The organism is Sorangium sp. So ce385 (assembly GCF_051474135.1).
Lineage (GTDB): Bacteria > Myxococcota_A > Polyangia > Polyangiales > Polyangiaceae > Sorangium > Sorangium cellulosum_D.
Genome location: NZ_CP150337.1, coordinates 13,165,462 through 13,181,708 on the forward strand (window position 1 = coordinate 13,165,462; position 16,247 = coordinate 13,181,708).

The 16,247-nt window shown below is 71.1% G+C and carries 11 protein-coding genes; 4 read left to right on the forward strand and 7 right to left on the reverse strand.

The window, feature by feature from the left end; translation table 11 throughout:
- The first annotated feature begins 529 nt into the window (after positions 1-529).
- Complete coding sequence (locus WME83_RS48245; RefSeq protein ID WP_437316455.1) at positions 530-1,684, forward strand: family 16 glycosylhydrolase; 1,155 nt, start codon at positions 530-532, stop codon at positions 1,682-1,684.
- A gap of 151 nt (positions 1,685-1,835) precedes the next feature.
- On the opposite strand, the gene WME83_RS48250 is transcribed toward WME83_RS48245, so the two are convergent.
- The gene (locus WME83_RS48250) at positions 1,836-2,192 is read right to left on the reverse strand and encodes a hypothetical protein (RefSeq protein WP_437316456.1); all 357 of its coding nucleotides are present in this window, start codon (positions 2,190-2,192) and stop codon (positions 1,836-1,838) included.
- Positions 2,193-2,450: 258 nt separating this feature from the next.
- Here WME83_RS48250 and WME83_RS48255 point away from each other — a divergent pair, with 258 nt between their 5' ends.
- Positions 2,451-4,001: an outer membrane protein assembly factor BamB family protein gene (locus WME83_RS48255; protein WP_437316457.1), complete on the forward strand. Its 1,551-nt coding sequence runs from the start codon at positions 2,451-2,453 to the stop codon at positions 3,999-4,001.
- Between the two features lie 39 nt (positions 4,002-4,040).
- Here WME83_RS48255 and WME83_RS48260 read toward each other — a convergent pair whose 3' ends face one another.
- The 4 genes from WME83_RS48260 to WME83_RS48275 all read right to left on the reverse strand — a co-directional run bounded on the left by WME83_RS48260 (position 4,041) and on the right by WME83_RS48275 (position 10,196).
- Positions 4,041-5,729: a DEAD/DEAH box helicase gene (locus tag WME83_RS48260; RefSeq protein ID WP_437316458.1), complete on the reverse strand. Its 1,689-nt coding sequence runs from the start codon at positions 5,727-5,729 to the stop codon at positions 4,041-4,043.
- A 79-nt stretch (positions 5,730-5,808) separates the two neighbouring features.
- Positions 5,809-7,437, reverse strand: a complete 1,629-nt coding sequence (locus WME83_RS48265; protein ID WP_437316459.1) for a DUF1592 domain-containing protein — start codon at positions 7,435-7,437, stop codon at positions 5,809-5,811.
- Positions 7,434-8,822: a DUF1552 domain-containing protein gene (locus WME83_RS48270; protein WP_437316460.1), complete on the reverse strand. Its 1,389-nt coding sequence runs from the start codon at positions 8,820-8,822 to the stop codon at positions 7,434-7,436. The genes WME83_RS48265 and WME83_RS48270 overlap by 4 nt, the downstream gene beginning before the upstream one ends.
- A gap of 252 nt (positions 8,823-9,074) precedes the next feature.
- Complete coding sequence (locus WME83_RS48275) at positions 9,075-10,196, reverse strand: hypothetical protein (RefSeq protein ID WP_437316461.1); 1,122 nt, start codon at positions 10,194-10,196, stop codon at positions 9,075-9,077.
- 757 nt (positions 10,197-10,953) lie between these two features.
- Here WME83_RS48275 and WME83_RS48280 point away from each other — a divergent pair.
- Entirely contained in the window at positions 10,954-12,312 is a 1,359-nt protein-coding gene (locus WME83_RS48280) for an LLM class flavin-dependent oxidoreductase (protein ID WP_437316462.1), read from the forward strand.
- A gap of 29 nt (positions 12,313-12,341) precedes the next feature.
- On the opposite strand, the gene WME83_RS48285 is transcribed toward WME83_RS48280, so the two are convergent.
- Complete coding sequence (locus WME83_RS48285; RefSeq protein WP_437316463.1) at positions 12,342-13,538, reverse strand: FAD-dependent monooxygenase; 1,197 nt, start codon at positions 13,536-13,538, stop codon at positions 12,342-12,344.
- Between the two features lie 519 nt (positions 13,539-14,057).
- Between WME83_RS48285 and WME83_RS48290 the strand changes: the two genes are divergently transcribed.
- On the forward strand, positions 14,058-14,720 hold the full coding sequence (locus tag WME83_RS48290) for an STAS domain-containing protein (protein ID WP_437316464.1): 663 nt from the start codon (positions 14,058-14,060) through the stop codon (positions 14,718-14,720).
- A 29-nt stretch (positions 14,721-14,749) separates the two neighbouring features.
- On the opposite strand, the gene WME83_RS48295 is transcribed toward WME83_RS48290, so the two are convergent.
- Entirely contained in the window at positions 14,750-16,213 is a 1,464-nt protein-coding gene (locus WME83_RS48295) for a hypothetical protein (protein WP_437316465.1), read from the reverse strand.
- Positions 16,214-16,247 lie beyond the last annotated feature (34 nt).

The window sequence follows — 16,247 nt, forward strand, 5'->3', positions numbered from 1 at the left end:
GCACGGGTTCACGACGCTGCGACGCGACAGCGACGAGAGGAGAAACGTACCAGAGCTCGTTCGATCAGGCACACGCAACGGATCGATCGAGAACACTTTTGTGCGCCAACGACTCACTCGTTCATCCATTTTCTTTACTGTCGCTGCGCTTTTTGAATCTCCACGGCAACTGCGGCGTGGCGCCGGACATCGTCGAGATAGTAAGGTGTTTTAATTAAATGCCAGTCACCCCTCGCCGGCGGCTCCTGGGTCGCCGGTCCTGGGCGTCCCGGTGTCAGCGCCCGGATGCCGCTGTGGCCATGGACGTGGCGAGGCGCCGGAGATGCGTCATGCAGGCGCGTCCTCGCGAGAGGCGCTCTCCGCGGCGGACGACGGATATCTGCGCTGCGCGCTCCGCGGCCGCGTGGTCGCGCTCGACGCGGTGACAGGGGAGCTCCTGTAGCAGGCCTACCCTAGCACGGGCTGCGGCCACGGCGCCAGCCTCCCCTGCGGATCCGGCTCATGTTAACGTTCTCGCGGAGGTTCCACCATGCTTATGAAATTCCGTGCTGGTTCGATGATCGCCGCTGCCTCGCTGGCGCTGGCGGTGAGCTCGACCGCGGTCGCGAAGCCTTACAAGGGAGGAGAGCTCTACACGACCCAGGGCTACCTTCATGGTCGTATCGAGGTGCGCATGCGCATGGCGCGCGGGAGCGGCATCCTGTCGACCTTCTTCACCTACAAGGACGGCTCCGAGATGTCCGGCGCCTTCTGGGAGGAGATCGATATCGAGGTCTTCGGGAAGGACAACGCTCGGAGCTGGCAGTCCAACATCATCACCGGCATGGGCACGAGGGTGACGTCGGAGGCGGTCCACAACGCGGGCTTCTCCCTCGCCGACGGCTATCACACCTACGGGCTGGAGTGGACGCCGACCTACGTCGCCTGGAGCATCGACGGGGTAGAGATCAAGAGGTCGACGGGCGCGCAGGTGACCGCGCTGACGAACCCCCAGTCCCTGCGCTTCAACTTGTGGTCCTCCGAGGCCACCGAGTGGGTCGGACCGTTCGACGATTCCGTCCTCCCGCAGCACCAGTTCGTCAACTGGATCAAGTACTATCGCTACAACAATGGAGCCTTCGAGCTCGCGTGGCAGGACGATTTCAACTCCGTGGACAGCGGTCGATGGGGCAAAGCGGACTGGACGTTCGACGGTAACCGCGTGGACTTCGACCCGCAGAACGTGACGGTGAAGGACGGCACGCTGGTGCTGTCGCTGACACGGGAGGGGCAGACCGGATTCAACGGAGCCGTGCCCCGCGACGAGGGCACCGAGCCTGGCACCGGCGCGGGCGGCGGCGAGGGCGGGGCGGGGACGACGAGCGCCTCCTCCGGGGGCGGCGAGGGCGGGGCGGCGACGACGAGCGCCTCCTCCGGGGGCGGCGCGGGCGGGGCGGGGACGACGGTCGCCTCCTCCGGGAGCGGCGCGGGCGGGGCGGGGACGACGGCCACCTCTGGCGGCCCGGGCGGCGGCGCGCCGGGCGTGGGCGGTGCAGGCGGCGGGACGACGCCGGACGAGGGGTCCTCCGACGGAGGTTGCGGGGTCGTCGCCGCCGGAGCCAGCGCCCCGGCGAGCTCGTGGGCCGCGGCGCTCGCCGTGGGGCTCTCCGCCCTGGCGATGCGACGGCGCCGGAACCGCGGCTGATCTCGGGCCAGCCGAGCGGCTGAGGCGGCGTCGCCCGCCGCCGGCGGCGCTCCCGGCGGCAGCAGCAGCTATCCCCCCGCAGCGGAGGCTCCACGGCCGACGCGATGAGCGAACGCTGCGGGGCTCGCGGGCGCGCGGCGGCTTCTGGCGATCAACAGAAGAACACCTGCTCACCTCGCTGGAGAAAAGACGCGATCTGCGCCAGCCTGCGGTTGCCGCCGACAACCTCGGGCGGCAGGCGCGCGATGGCAGCCCGGAATGGCCCCTGCATCGCGGCGACCTCGTCCAGAGGGACATCGATCCCATGCGCGTGGTCACCGTCGAATTCGGGCCACACCTCGGGTGGGACGCCGTGGAGCTCGCAGTACACCTTCAGCTCATTCCAGCTCGAGTACGAGATGATCTCGGCGTCTCCATCGACGGGCACCACTTCATGGTGCGGCTGGCCGTCGTTGCCGGTGTAATGGTCGACGCGGAACTCTCGTGCGTGGAACAGCGATCCTGACATCGTGTCTCTGTCGTCTATCCGTCCATCCGTCGAAGGTCAAGTTGCGCTTCGGGCGGACGATGGGCGCCGTCGGATCCACCCGCATCGTCCTGAGCGGCGCTGCGCGATGCCTCCGGAGAATGCTGATCGTCGCTGCTTGACGCGTCCTCCAAGGTACAACAGTTCTCAGGACAATCCGAGACGCAGCGGCAACGGAGCTGGCCGGTCCAGGCCCCCGAGAGCTGCTGTCCTCGACATGCCGAGGGGGAGGGGATCATCATGGAGCGAATCTTGAGGACGCGGCCCGCGATCGCGGTCGCCGCTCTTGTCGTCCTGCTCTTCGCCGTCCAGAGCCGCGCGACCACGGGCGCGAGCGCCGGGCGCTGGACCGTCTTTGGCAGAGATCTCGCCAACACGCACAACGCGGACGACGAGTGCGACATCGGCGCAGCGAACGTCGGGTCGCTCTCCGTCCGATGGAGCTTCACGACGAGCGGCAGCGTCTCTGCGACGCCCGCCGTCGATCACGAGGCGGTCTATTTCCCGGACTGGGGCGGCAGCCTGTACAAGCTCGACGCCGACACCGGGCTCCCGCTCTGGACGCGCACGATCCCCGGCCTCACGGGCACGGCGGACGCCATCTCGCGCACGAGCCCGGCGCTCCACGGCCACATGCTGTTCCTCGGCACCCAGGCCGGGGCGCACCTGCTCGCCGTCGATCGCCGCACCGGCGATCTCCTCTGGAAGACGCAGGTGGACCCGCACCCCGCGGCCATCGTCACGCAGTCGCCCGTCGTGCACGGCGGCCGCGTGTACGTGGGCGTCTCCTCGCGCGAGGAGCTCTTCGCCGCGGACGAGGGATATCCGTGCTGCACGTTCCGCGGCAGCGTGGTCGCGCTCGACGCGGTGACAGGGGAGCTCCTGTGGCAGACCTACCTCGTCCCGGCGGGTTACAGCGGCGGCGCGGTGTGGGCCGGCGCGCCCGCCATCGACGTCGGCCGGCGCGCGCTCTACGTGACGACCGGAAACAACTACACCGTGCCGTCGTCCGTCGCGGCGTGCGCCGAGGCGGCCGTCGACGATCCCCTCGCCGCCGAGGCGTGCCTCGCGGCAGACGACCATATCGATGCCATCGTCGCGCTCGACCTCGACACCGGCGCGACGAAGTGGGCGCGCCGGCTGCAAGGCTTCGACGCCTGGACGGGGGCCTGCTTCTATGGCTACGACTGGTGTCCTTCCCCGATGGGGCCGGATTACGACTTTGGCACGGGCGCGGCGCTGTTCTCGGCCGGCGCGGGGGAGCAGCGCCGCGCGCTGGTCGGCGCCGGGCAGAAGAGCGGAATCTTCTGGGCGCTCGACCGGGACGACGGGAGCGTGGTGTGGAGCACGCTGGTGGGCCCCGGCGGGATCCTGGGGGGGATCATGTGGGGGGTCGCCCTGGACGAGGGCAGGATTTATGTGCCCATCGGCAACAGCGATGAGATCGCTCATACGCTGCACCCGTCGGGCGAGATCATCACGTGGGGGTCGTGGAGCGCGCTCGACGCCGCCACGGGCGAGATCCTGTGGCAGACCGCAGATCCCGCGGCGGGCGCGCAGGACAGGGGGCCGCTGACGGTCGCGAACGGGGTGCTCTACGCCGGCTCGATGAGCGGCGACGTGCATGCGCTGAGCGCTGCGACGGGCGCCATCCTGTGGAGCCACCCGGCCGACGGGTCGGTCAACGCGGGGCCGGCGGTGTCCCGCGGGACCGTGTACTGGGGGAGCGGGTACCAGAGCTTCGGCGTCGGCACGCCGGGGCATACGCTCTTCGCGTTCGGCCTGCCGTAGTTGGACCGGCGATGTGGCCACCACGGTCCCAGGTGCGCCTCATCGCTCCTGGCGTGGCGCGGTGACCCTCGCCCACACCGCCAGGATCATGGCCTGTTCCAGGGTGCTCGGCGGGGGATGGCCCCTCGGGGGCTCGGCCGGCAGGGGCACGGGGGGCTTTCCCCTGCGCCATGGCGCCTCGTGGCGCGCCGAGGCCCCGGCCGCGGGGCCGCGGCGCCCGACCTCGTAATCGACCGCGGACACCGCCTCCTCGAGGGTCGAGAAGCGCTCGACCAGCTTGCCATCCAGCAGGACGTGCCACCGCTTCCCGCGAGCGCCGCGGGCGAGGACGGCGACCTCGCTGATCGCGCCGGGCTTCCTCTCGAAATGGAGCGCGAGGCCGAAGCGGCCGAGCGACACCCACGCATTGCGCGAGATGGCCAGCACCTCGGGGTCGACGCGGAGGCTCAGGGGATCGAAGCGCGCGGCGCGCTCCTGGATCTCGCGCAGCGTGATGCGGCCCGCCTCGACCTCGAAGCCGGGGTAGTCGAAGGTCACCTGCCGGTAGAAGCGGCTCGCCTCGGCGGCGTCCCTGCCCTCGAGATCGAGGTCGCGGGGCATGCCGAAGAGCGAGGGGAGCGTGCACAGCTGGAGCGAGGAGAGGTCGACGAAATCGAGGACGAGGCAGTCCTTCTTGCCCGGATGGAGGCGGGTGCCGCGCCCGACGCACTGGGCATAGAGCCCCTCCGAGCGGGTGGGGCGGGCCATCGCGACGCAGGAGACGCCAGGGTCGTCGAAGCCCTCGGTGAGGACAGCGACGTTGGTGAGCACCTGGACGCGCTCTTCCCGGAAATCGGCGAGGATCCGGCCGCGGAGGTCGGAGGGCATGTCGCCGTGGACGTAGGCGGCCCGGACGCCGAGGTGGTTGAGCGCCTTCGAGAGGTTCCTGGCGTGCGCGACCGTGACGCAGAACGCGATGGTGCGCCGGTCGCGCGCGAGCTCTTGAAGGGAGCGGGCGACGAGCGCGTTGCGCTCCTCCAGGTCGACGGCCTCCTCGAGCTCGTCCGTGGCGAAGTCGAGGCCGCCCGCGTCGAGGCGGGAGAGGTCGGTGGCGGTGGCGACGCGGTAGCCGGTGAGGGGGGCGAGGTAGCCGTCCGCGATCATCTCGGGGAGGGTGCGGCTGTAGACGATCGCCTCGAAGACGTCGTCGAGGCCTTTGCCGTCGCCGCGGGCCGTCGTCGCGGTGAACCCGAGGAGGGTGCCGGTCCACGCGGGGTCGAAGGCGCCGAGCTGGCGGAGGACGCGGCGGTTGTCCTCGGCGGGGGCGTGGTGGCATTCGTCGTAGATCACGAGGCCGATGTCGCGGCCACGGGTGACCTGCTCGAGCCGCTTCTCGTGGAGGGAGCGTATCGAACAGACGATGACCCGCGCGTCCGCCGGGGCGCGGAGCTCGCCCTGCTCGACGGCGACCGCGGCCTGCCCGCCGAGGGCGCGCTCGATCTTGTCCTTGGCCTGGAAGAGGAGCTCTTCGCGGTGGGCGAGGACGAGGACCTGCCGCCTGGCGAGGCGGGCGAGATGGGAGAAGATGACGGTCTTGCCAGCGCCGGTGGGGAGGCACACGACCATGCGGCGGACGCCGCGCCTGCGGGCCGCGAGGACCGCGTCGATGGCGGCGCGCTGGTAAGGGCGCAGGGCGGGCGCGCCGGGGCCCATCGGCGCTGAGGGGGTGGTGAGGGGGGCGCTGGTCATGGGCTCTCGCGCTGGCGTCGCGCCAGCATAGCCCGGGGCCCCCGCCCGCGCCCTTCACGGCGCAGGCCCGCCGCGCAGGCTACTCCCGGCGAACGCGGGCGCGCATGTGCTCGGTGCCCGCGAGCTGCGCGAAGTACTCGACGAGTCCGATCTGCCCGTTCACGAGGCCCTGCTGGGCCTCGCTGATGGCGCACTCGGCCCCGAGCGCCCCACCGTAGGTGTAGGCCGCTCCGAGCTTGCTCACGCACTCGGTCACCTCGGGCGCGCCGGCGAGCGCCTCGGCCAGGCCCGTCGCGCCGACGACAGGCCGCTTCTCGCCCTTGACGACGATGTAGCCCGAGTCGTCGATGGGAAGGTGGCCCTCGTCGGCGCGGTAGCGCCCCGTCTCGTCGAAGTGCTCGAGCGCGAAGCCCGTCGGGTCGAACGACGCGTGGCACCCGTTGCAGGCCTCGGCCGAGATGTGGATCTCCTCGTAGCGCGCGCGCGTCGTCGTCTTCCCCGGATCGGGCTTGGTGATCGCCGGGATGTTCTCCGGCGGCGGGGGGACGTCGCCGCAGAGGAGCCGCTCGAAGACGAGCAGCCCGCGGTGGGTCGGCGACGAGCCGTCCATGCGCGAGTTCCCCGCGAGGATGGAGCCCTGGGCGAGCAGCCCGACGCCCCACTCCGCGGGCCGATCTACGCGCTGGAAGGCCGAGCCTGTGACGTTGCCGTACCCGTAGAACGTCGAGAGCTGGTCGTTGAGGAAGGTGTACGGCGCGGTCAAGAGCTCGGTCACGCCCGCGCCGCGGGTGTAGAGGACCTCCTCGAGGAAGAGGCGTGTCTCGTCCTGCATGAAGCCCCCATAGGTGCTGAAGTCGGGGAGGTTCTCCTTCGCGATCCCGTTCACCTTGCCATAGCTGAGCCACTGCTGCAGGAAGCGGCTCATCGCCTCGTGGCCGCGCGGCGAGCTGAGGAGCGCGCGCGCCTCCTCGACGAGCGCCTCCGGCGAGCCGAGCTCCCCGCGCGCCGCCTTGTCGAGCAGCTCGGGCGTCGGCGTCGTGCCCGTGTAGTTGTAGGCGAGCGCCGTCGCGAGCTCGTGCTGGGACAGCTCGTAGCGGCCGCCGTTGGGCGCGCCGATCTCCGAGCGGTAGAACGCGTGGGGCGACTGGATCATGGAGACCAGCGTCCACTTGAGGCCGACGCGGAAATCGGACTTCCCGCTCACCGAGGCGTGGAGCGCCAGGAGCTCGCTCTTCTCTTCCTCGCTCACCGGCCGGCGGAACAGCCGCAGCCCGTGCCGGGTGACGAACTCGGCGGCGCACTCGGGGCCAGGCTGCGTCGCCGCGCACGGGAGCGAGGTCGCCAGCGCGGCCTCGGCGGTCACGATGTCGGCGACGTCCTCCGCCGTGCCCAGCAGCTCCTTCGCGGTCTGGACGCCGACCTGCAGGGCCTCGGCGTCGTTGGTGAAGCCGAGCTTCGATGTCGGGTCGGTGCCCAGCCGGACGCCCGACCACGCCGCCGCGCCGAGTTCGGGGAAGATGTCGCGGAGGCTGTTCTCCAGCTCCAGCGCGGAGAGCCGCCGCAGCACCGGCGCGCCGACCTGCGCCTGCTCGCACGAGTCGCCGTCGATGGGAGGGTCCTTCTCGGGGTCGCCCCCGCCCGCGTCACCGACGCACGCGAGGAGCGATGACGCGACCCCGGCGAGCACCCACGTTTGCCAGCGGATCATGACTTCAGCTCCTGGATCGGCTGCGCGCTGTGCGCGCCGATCTGCTTGATGGAAACGCCCATGGCATCGCCGAGCGTGGCCAGCATGTTGACGTGGTCGGTGTCGACGTCGACGACGCCGCGGCTCGCGATGCGGCCGCCGGCGTTGCCGATCAGGACCGCCGGGAGATAGGAGTGGACGATCTGGTTCCCGAGGTAGACGTCGTGGACGTCGGAGTTGTGATCGGCGCCGTCGCCGATCTCGCTGCACACGTAGATGAGCGAGTTGTGCAGGACCGTGTTGCCCGGATCGAGCGGGTCGGGCTGGTCGAGGACGGCGAGCAGCTTCTCCGCGAGCCGCGCGAAGAACCAGCCCTGGATCGACGCAAACTCCATGCGACCGGCCGGCTCCCGGGAGTGGGACGTCGCCCCGTGGTAGGCGCTCGCGCTCCCGGGGCCGCCGTTGAAGCTCATGGGGAGATCGCAGTTGACCCACAGGTTCTGCATCGTGACGACGCGCGCGGTGCCGCACACCATCGCGTTGGCCGCGACCTCGAGGTGCGCGTCGATGACGCTCCGCAGGTTCGCCTGCTCGAAGACGCTCTTGCCGGAGAGCGCGTCGAGCGCGGGCAGCGCCGGCCTCTCGGCGCAGCCGTTCACGACCGGCCTGTCGGACGCGGCCTTGAGCGAGCGCACCGACTCGAGGTGCACCCCGAGCTTGCTCTGCTCCCTCGTGAGGCCCGAGAGCGCGCGCTGCATCTTCTCGAGCTGCCGCTCGGTGAGCCCGAGCGCCTCGTTGCGGAACGCGACCTCGTCCGTCGCCGGCGCGCCTCCGCCCTGCTGCCCGCCGCCGACGGCCCCGAGCATCTCCGCGGCCGCGGCCGCGGGGTCCTCGATCGGGCGCACCCAGACGCCCCCGTGCCTGATCAGGTACGAGTTCTTGTCGAACCCCGTCCCGTCCTGGTTCCTCGGGTATGGGTTGGCCCCGAGGTTGTAGGCCTCGACGCCGAGCGCCTGCGCGATGGTATGGTCGATCGAGTCGGCCCCGGCGCCGTCCTTCACGCCGGTGAGCACGCCGGAGACCGCCTCGTGGTTGCCGAAGCCGTTGATGCCGAGCCCGCGGCAGACATTGACGTATTTCCCGAAGGGCGCGAGCGCCGACAGGACCGTCGAGCCCTTCAGGAAGTCCGCGCCCGGGGAGCCGTACGGCTCGGCATACTCCATGGGCATGCCATGGGGGACGAAGTAGATGAACAGCCGGACCGGCGCCGAGCTCGGCTCGGCCAGCGCCAGGTTGCTCATGCGGAAGGCGAGCGGCGCCGCGATTCCGGCGCCGAGCGCCTTCAAGAAGACGCGGCGCCCCAGCGCGAGGTCGCTCTTTTGGTGTTTCTTGGCAAGAGAACGCATCTCGTCGTCTCCATTCGGGCAAAGCAAGAAAGCCCCGTGGATGATCGTCGTACCGTCGTTTTGTTGCTGCGCCGGTAAGAAAGGAAGTTTGGCGTGAGAATTATCTCACGGTCGGCACGCGAAGCAACTCCAATGAACGTCGATATCTTGTGCTGCGTTGCTCGGTGATGTAAAATACATTCGCTCGCGATACGCGGCCAGGCGGGGAGTGGGGCGCCGGGCGGAGCGACGGATACGTGCGCTTCGGATCGTTCAGCGGCGGTCGCGACGCCGACGCGCGCGGCCCGCGAGGGACAGCGCGAGCCCGAGCGCGGGCAGCGCCCAGCCGCACGCGGCGCCGCGGCCCGCGCTCGCCGAGCAGCCGACGCTGACGTGATCGTCCTCCGGGGTCTCCGGGGGGTCACCGCCGGCGCCCGGGCCGGGATCCGCGCAGGAGCTCACGTCATCCTCGGAGCATTCGCTGGGGTGCCTGTCGCAGCGTGCCGCCCTCGCGCTGCACCAGGCCTCCTCGAAGCCCTCGGGCGGAGCCGCGCACCCCTCGATGTCCTCGGCGATGGTCGCCGCGTCGGCCGGGAAGACGCCCGTCGCGCCGGCGTCGCCGTGCGGGACGCACGTGCGCTCCTTCTCGATCGTCGTGCCGTCGACGAGGCTCCTGTACGTGAGCTGGTAGCAGTACTCCGTGGCCGCGACGTCGTACGACTCGCCGAGGGACCCTTCCCAGACCGTCTTCTTGCCGAGCTCCTCCCCGTCGGGGCTCGAGAAGGAGAAGGTCTTCACGTACTGGCCCACGCCGTGGTCCACCCCCCCGCTCACGTCGAGGAAGACCTTGACGTAGCGCTCCACCTCTTTTGCAACGCACATCTCTTCAGGACCGCAGGTCCACCCATCGTCGATACAGCAGCTCGTCTCGCCGTGCCAGCGCTCCTCCACGACGACGCTGGCCTGGACGGGGACGGCGCCCACGTCCATGTCGACTGCGGCGCTGGCCTGGGTCTCCCAGATGTCGGCGCCGATGCTCTGTTGCTCGACCGTGACCTGGTAGGTGTGGCCGTCGACGAGCGGGGCCGCGGGGCGAAAGGCGAGCAAGCTCTCGCCCTCGCTCGCGGGCACGCCGGCGACCTCCTCCTGGGCGCCGGCGAGGACCTCGCCTGTTTCCTTGTCCGTGACCACGAGCACGGGCGCGGTCTCCGGACAGTTGGAGTAGCAGCTGACCCGGGCCACGATGACCCCGTCGAGCGGCACGGCGCGCGGGACCGAGGTCGCATAGCGCCCGTCCGGCGGAGGCGAGCAGGCGGCGCTCGGACGGGAGATACAGAGAGCGCTCAGGCCTCCCATGACGGCGAGGGTCAACGCGGCGAAACGAGAACAAGGCATCGAAGTTCCTCCTCGAGCGACCCGGCGCGGGTCAGCTCCGCAAGGGCGTGCGCGGACAGACGTGCCGGTGTGCAGTCGCCGTGCCTGCCGCGGCTCGCCCGACCGCCGCGAGGTTCTCGCGGGCTCCGCGCGCGCCGCGCATGACGTTGGTGTCAGGCTGTGCCGCCGGCCCTGGGCGAGCTGTCGCGCCGCCGAGCCTTGCGCGCGCCAGGCAGATGCGATGTGAGCATGCTCCTCGTCGCCGCATCGGTCGTCGTGGAGGAAGTCGCCTGCGCCCGCCGCGAACACCGCCCGTCCGGCGAGGCTCATCCCGTCCGAGGGCTCGAACGGAGCGATGCACGCGACGAGGCCAAGGCGCATGATGCGCGCCCCGAGGCCGGCCCCGCAGGCGAGCAGGTAGGGCCGGCCCCGCTCGTCCCCGCGAGGAGGAAGCGACACGTGACCGAGCGGGGCCGGATGGACAGCGGCGCGCGCCAACGGTCGACATCGCTGCCAAAGCGCCCGAGTCGGAGACGATCCTCGAAGTCCAACACGTGCTGGCCAGGGGATGTTGCCCGGGGAGCACCTCGGCAGCAGCACCCGTGCTTCCCCGCGGGCTCTCGTCGCGCCTTCTGGCGGCCCCTCCGGCGCGCCGGCACCGGCACGACGCTTGCCCAGGCGCTCCGACGGCGGCTCCGCCAGGGCCGACCGTCCCCGCCGTGTCGCCTCGGGCCCGCGGCGGCCGCCCTCCTCACGACCCAGCCTCAGGACCCTTCTCATGAGCTCACCCCGCAAGCAGCTTCGACTCGGCGCGTTCATCCCCGCCACCGGCCACCACGTCGCCGCCTGGCGGCACCCCGACGCGCAGGCGGACGGCGGTCACAGCTTCAAGCACTACAAGCGCGTCGCCCAGGCCGCCGAGGCCGCCAAGCTCGATGCCGTCTTCCTCGCCGACAGCGCGGCCGTCTGGGGAGGTGCCTCCGATCTCGAGTCCCTGTCCCGGAGCGCCCGCGCCGCGGCCTTCGAGCCGATCACCCTCCTGTCCGCGCTCTCGGCGGTCACGGAGCACATCGGCCTCATCGCGACCGTCACCACCACCTACAACGAGCCCTTTCACCTGGCGCGCAAGTTCGCGTCGCTGGATCACCTGAGCGGCGGCCGCGCCGGCTGGAACCTGGTCACGTCGGCCAACCAGGCCGAGGCGCAGAACTTCGGGCTGGACGCCCACGTGGAGCACGCCCGCAGGTACGAGCGCGCCGAGGAGTTCATCGATGTCGTGACGGGGCTCTGGGACAGCTGGGAAGACGATGCCTTCCTGCGCGACAAGGAGTCCGGCGTCTTCTTCGATCCGGACAAGCTGCACACGCTGCACCACAAGGGAAAGCACTTCTCGGTGCGCGGGCCGCTCAACGTGGCGCGCTCGCCGCAGGGGCACCCGGTCCGCGTGCAGGCGGGCTCGTCGGAGCCGGGCAAGGAGCTGGCGGCGCGCACCGCGGAGGTGATCTTCACCGCCCAGCAGACGCTCGCGGACGCCCGGGCCTTCTACGCGGACGTGAAGGGACGCCTGGCCAAGTACGGGCGCAGCCCCGAGCACCTGAAGATCATGCCCGGCCTGTTCCCGATCGTCGGGCGCACCCAGGCCGAGGCGCAGGCGAAGTTCGACGCGCTCCAGGACCTGGTCCACCCGACGGTGGGGCTCTCGCTGCTGTCGGGGATGATCGGCGGATTCGACCTCTCGAAGTACCCTGTCGACGGGCCGATACCGGAGCTCCCGGCCAGCAACGGCGGCAAGAGCCGTCAGGCCCTGCTCCTCGATCTCGCCCGGCGCGAGAACCTCACCATCCGGCAGCTCTACCTGCGCATCGCCGGGGCGCGCGGCCACAAGCAGCTCGTGGGCACGCCGGAGACCATCGCCGACCTGATGGAGGAGTGGCTGCTGAACGACGCGGCCGACGGCTTCAACGTGATGCCGCCCCACCTGCCCGGCGGGCTCACCGATTTCATCGACCTGGTGCTCCCCGAGCTGCGCCGCCGGGGCCTCTTCCGCACCGAGTACGAGGGCCGCACGCTGCGCGAGAACCTGGGGCTGCCGCGCCCCGAGAACCGGTTCGCCCGGCGCGCCGCCGGCGCCGCCTGAGCGAGCGCCGGCGGCGCCGAGCGCGGCGCTCAGCCTCCCTTCGCGTAGTCGGGGAGCTCGATCTTGTCGGCCGGCGAGGAGACGATCCAGCCCTCGCGTCGCCGCAAGAGGGGGCTGGACGCGACGCGAAGGGCCGTGTGGAGGAGCGAGACGCCGAGCCTCGATTTCGGGTGCGCGATCCTAGGGACGCCGGGTGGGAGCTTCTGGGCCAGGTCGACGTAGGGGCGCATGCGCTTCTCATAGGCCGCGAAGGCGTCTCGATGATCGGAGTGCCGCGACAGCTCGCCCGCGAGCACGTAAGCGCCGACGAGCGAGAGGCTCGCGCCCATTCCGCTGACCGGCGACGCACAGTACGCAGCGTCGCCCACGAGCGCGGCCCGACCGCGTGACCAGCGCGGCGCCATGACCTGGCTGACCTCGTCGAAGTAGACGTCCTCGGCGTCGGCCAGCGCGGCGAGCACCCGCGGCGACTCCCAGCCGGCGTCGGCGAAGACGCGCGCGATGAGCGCCTTCTGCTCGGCGGCGCTCAACCCCGCATGGCCGCGCGCGGGGGACAGGAACCACAGCGATGCCCGGGTCGTGCCCACGTTGTCCGGGCGCAGGATGATCGATCGGCTGCCGGGGGCGTGGTACCAGCGGGCCCAGGCGCTGTCGGACGCTCCGCGGGGCATCGTGAAATAGCTGCCATAGAGGCCGAGCGGGCGGATCGTGGGCTCGTCGCCGACGATGAGCGTACGGGTTCGTGAGCGGATGCCGTCGGCGGCGACCACGAGGTCGACGTCGCGCTCGGCGCCGTGCTCGAAGGAGACCGTCACCCGGTCGCCGTGGTCGCGGAGGCCCGTGATCTGGTTGCCAAAGAGATACTCCGTCGTATCTCGGGTGCGGTCGTAGAGAATCTTGGCGAGGTCGCCGCGAAGGATCTCGAGCTCCTGGGTAAACCCGCCGCCGTCCGAGCTCGCCGCGGGGAACTCGGCCTTTGTCGCGTCGTGCTCGTCGACGAAGCGGAGCCCCTGCTCCCCCGTGCTGGCGGCGCGGATGTCGCCTTCGATCCCCATGCGGCGCACGACCTCCCGCGCCGCGCCCTGGACGTCGATGTTCTGCCCGCCGAGCCGGAGCGCGCCGGCGCGCTCCACGACGACGGGCCTGATGCCGTAGCGCGCAAGCCAGAAGGCGAGCGCGGGGCCGGCGATGCTCGCACCCGCGATCAGCACAGTTCGATGTTCCACGGATCACTCGCTCCTATCTCTTACGGTGGCCGTGAGGCGGTGGGCCGCTCCGTCAGCCAGGCTCTAGATGTTGCATGAATTCAAGGAATGTCGACGCGCGGGTCGTGGAGCGGCAGGCCCGCCCGAGGCCACCTTGCACGTGCGGTGATCCATCGCTCGATCGCTGGTGTCAAAGAAGGGTCGCCACCGGCGCCGCGGTGACGGGCCCGCGGTGCAGGCGAACTCTGCGGTGAGACGACCTCTGCCGTTGTCCGGCCTCCGGGGCGGAAGCTGTACGTGAGTGTCAGTCAGCGGTGAACATGCGATTGGGGCTGGCCGCCGACCCAGATCTCGCCTGTATGATCCCGGCATGGGGAACGATAGCGTTGTTGGCGGCTCACCCGTGGCGCCGCCTGCGGGGTACGACGCCGGCGACATCTTGCATCAGGGGCCTCATGTCGTCGTCTGCCGGGCGCGGGGTACTACACGACCAAGCTCGCGCTCGCGTACCTGTACGGGGATCACGAGGGCGCGCTGACGATGGCGCTCCGCGCGCACGAGCGGCTCGCCGGCGGGGTCGGCCAGTACTTCGCGCTCGCCGATCTGCCGCTCTACACCTGCCTCACGATCACGGCGCTCGGCCCCCGGGCGGACCGGGAGGAGAGCGTCAAGCTCGCGAAGGCGCGGCTGGAGGAGGAGCTCGCCGAGCGGGCGCGCGTCGAGCAGGCGCGGGCCGAGCTCCAGGATGATCTCATCCGCGTCCAGCGCGACCGCCTCGCGGAGATGTCGTGTCCGCTCATCCCGATCACCGACCGCATCATGGCCATGCCGCTCATCGGGACCATCGACGCGGACCGGGCGAATCAGGCGCTCGAGACGGCGCTGCGCGGCGTGTCGGACACGGGGGCGCAGGTGGTCATCCTGGACATCACCGGCGTGAGCGTGGTGGACAGCGCCGTCGCGGCGACGCTCTTGCGGACGGCGGCCGCGCTGCGGCTGCTCGGCGCGGAGGTGGTGATCACCGGGGTTCGCCCGCAGGTGTCTCGCGCCCTGGTGAGCCTCGACATCGATCTCGGCGGGCTCGTGATCCACGCGACGCTCCAGCGCGGGATCGGCCATGCGCTCCAGCGGACCGACGAGGCCCCGCGCCTCGCGGAGCTGGCTGCGCGGGGGCCGAGGGCCCTGCGCGACGTGCCGCGGTGATCCCGGGGCTGCGGACGGGCAAACGAGAATTAGTTCGATTCTGCCTTCTCGCCGGCCCTCCTCCGCGAGGTCCACCGGAGCGCCTCGGGGAGGACGCCGGCGACGGCGGCGAGCGCGTCATCTCCACCGACGCGCGCGATGAGGGGAGCGAGCTGCTCCACGCCGCCCCAGCGGCTCAGGGTCGACACGAGCGTGACGTCCTCCGCCGCGTCCCCGAGGCTCACGGCGAACAGCCTTGCCGCCGTCGCGAGCGACATCCAGGGAGCGCAGCGCACCACGCTCTCCAGACCCTCGGTACCCCGGTCGTCGTGGTAAGCAGCGACAGCGCGCGCGGCGAGCGCGGGGCGCGACCGCTCGGGGGCGGCGAGACAGAGCGCCGCGAGGGCCATGATGCGCGCGGCCTCCGAGCCACCTCCGCCGCCTCCCTCGGCGATCTCCACCGCCGCCTCGAGTCCGAGCACCTGGATCGCCTCGGCCGCGTGATCACAGACGAGCCCCGCGGCGGTCCACGGGGGATCCAGCGAAGCCACCGCATCGCGCGCCGCTTGCACGAGCGAGCGGCCTCCCTCGGTCGCTGCGGCGCAGAGCAGCGGACGAGCGGCGAAGATCCCGCTGCCGCAGAGCTCTCGGATGATGCCGAGCGCGCGTTCCGGAGCGCCGAGCTCGGCGGACCGCACGGCCAGCGCGGCAGGGGTCGGGAGGGCCTCGTCCAGCAGCCTGGAGAGCTCGGCCTGCCCGAGGAACGGGAGCAGGGCGGCGGTGCACGCGTCAGTGTCGTGCCTCTCGGCATCCTCGTCGTGGTCGATCAAGAACGCATCGAGGGACATCGAGACCGCGCGGGCCCGCTCCTCATCGGGCAGCACTGGCAAGAGGGGCGCCAGCGCGTTCGCTCGGGACGTCGGAGGAAGAGACATCGCCGCGCGGAAGAGGGCGAGCGCCTGGTTCTGGCCGAGCGCCTCCGCCGTGGCGAGCCGCGCGAGCGCCTGCCCTGGCTTCGCGCTCGACAGCGCGCGCTCGACGGCTTGCTGGACGAGCGCTTCAGCCTCGGATTGCGGCAGGAAGTCGGCGGCCGTGAGCCACGCGCTCAAGTAGCTGTCGGGTCCTCCTTCCGCGCGCCACGTGGCCGAGACCGCCCACCGCGCGAACGTCGACGCCTCGTCGCTCGATGCAGCGCGCGTAGCGGTGAGCCATGCGAGCGCGTCTTCCCATCCATCTCCGCGCCATGCCGCGCCTGTCCTCCTCACAATGTCGAGCGCGCGCGCCTCGATGCTGGCGCGCAGCGGGGGAGAGGCGCGCGCCGCGAGCGCGAAGAGTGCGACGGAGAGCGCTCGCTCGGTGTCGTTCCACGCTTCCCCATCGGCCCCGTCGGCTTCGGGAGGCCACGCGCGATGCAGCGTTTCGAGAGCGCCCTGCGCGAGCGCGACCCTCATGAAGCTCGACAGCACGTCGAGCGGGATCTCCACGGCGTCTGAGGCGAGAAGCGGCGCCGACATCGAGCGTCGCACGCGTCCCAGCTCTGCCCGACGC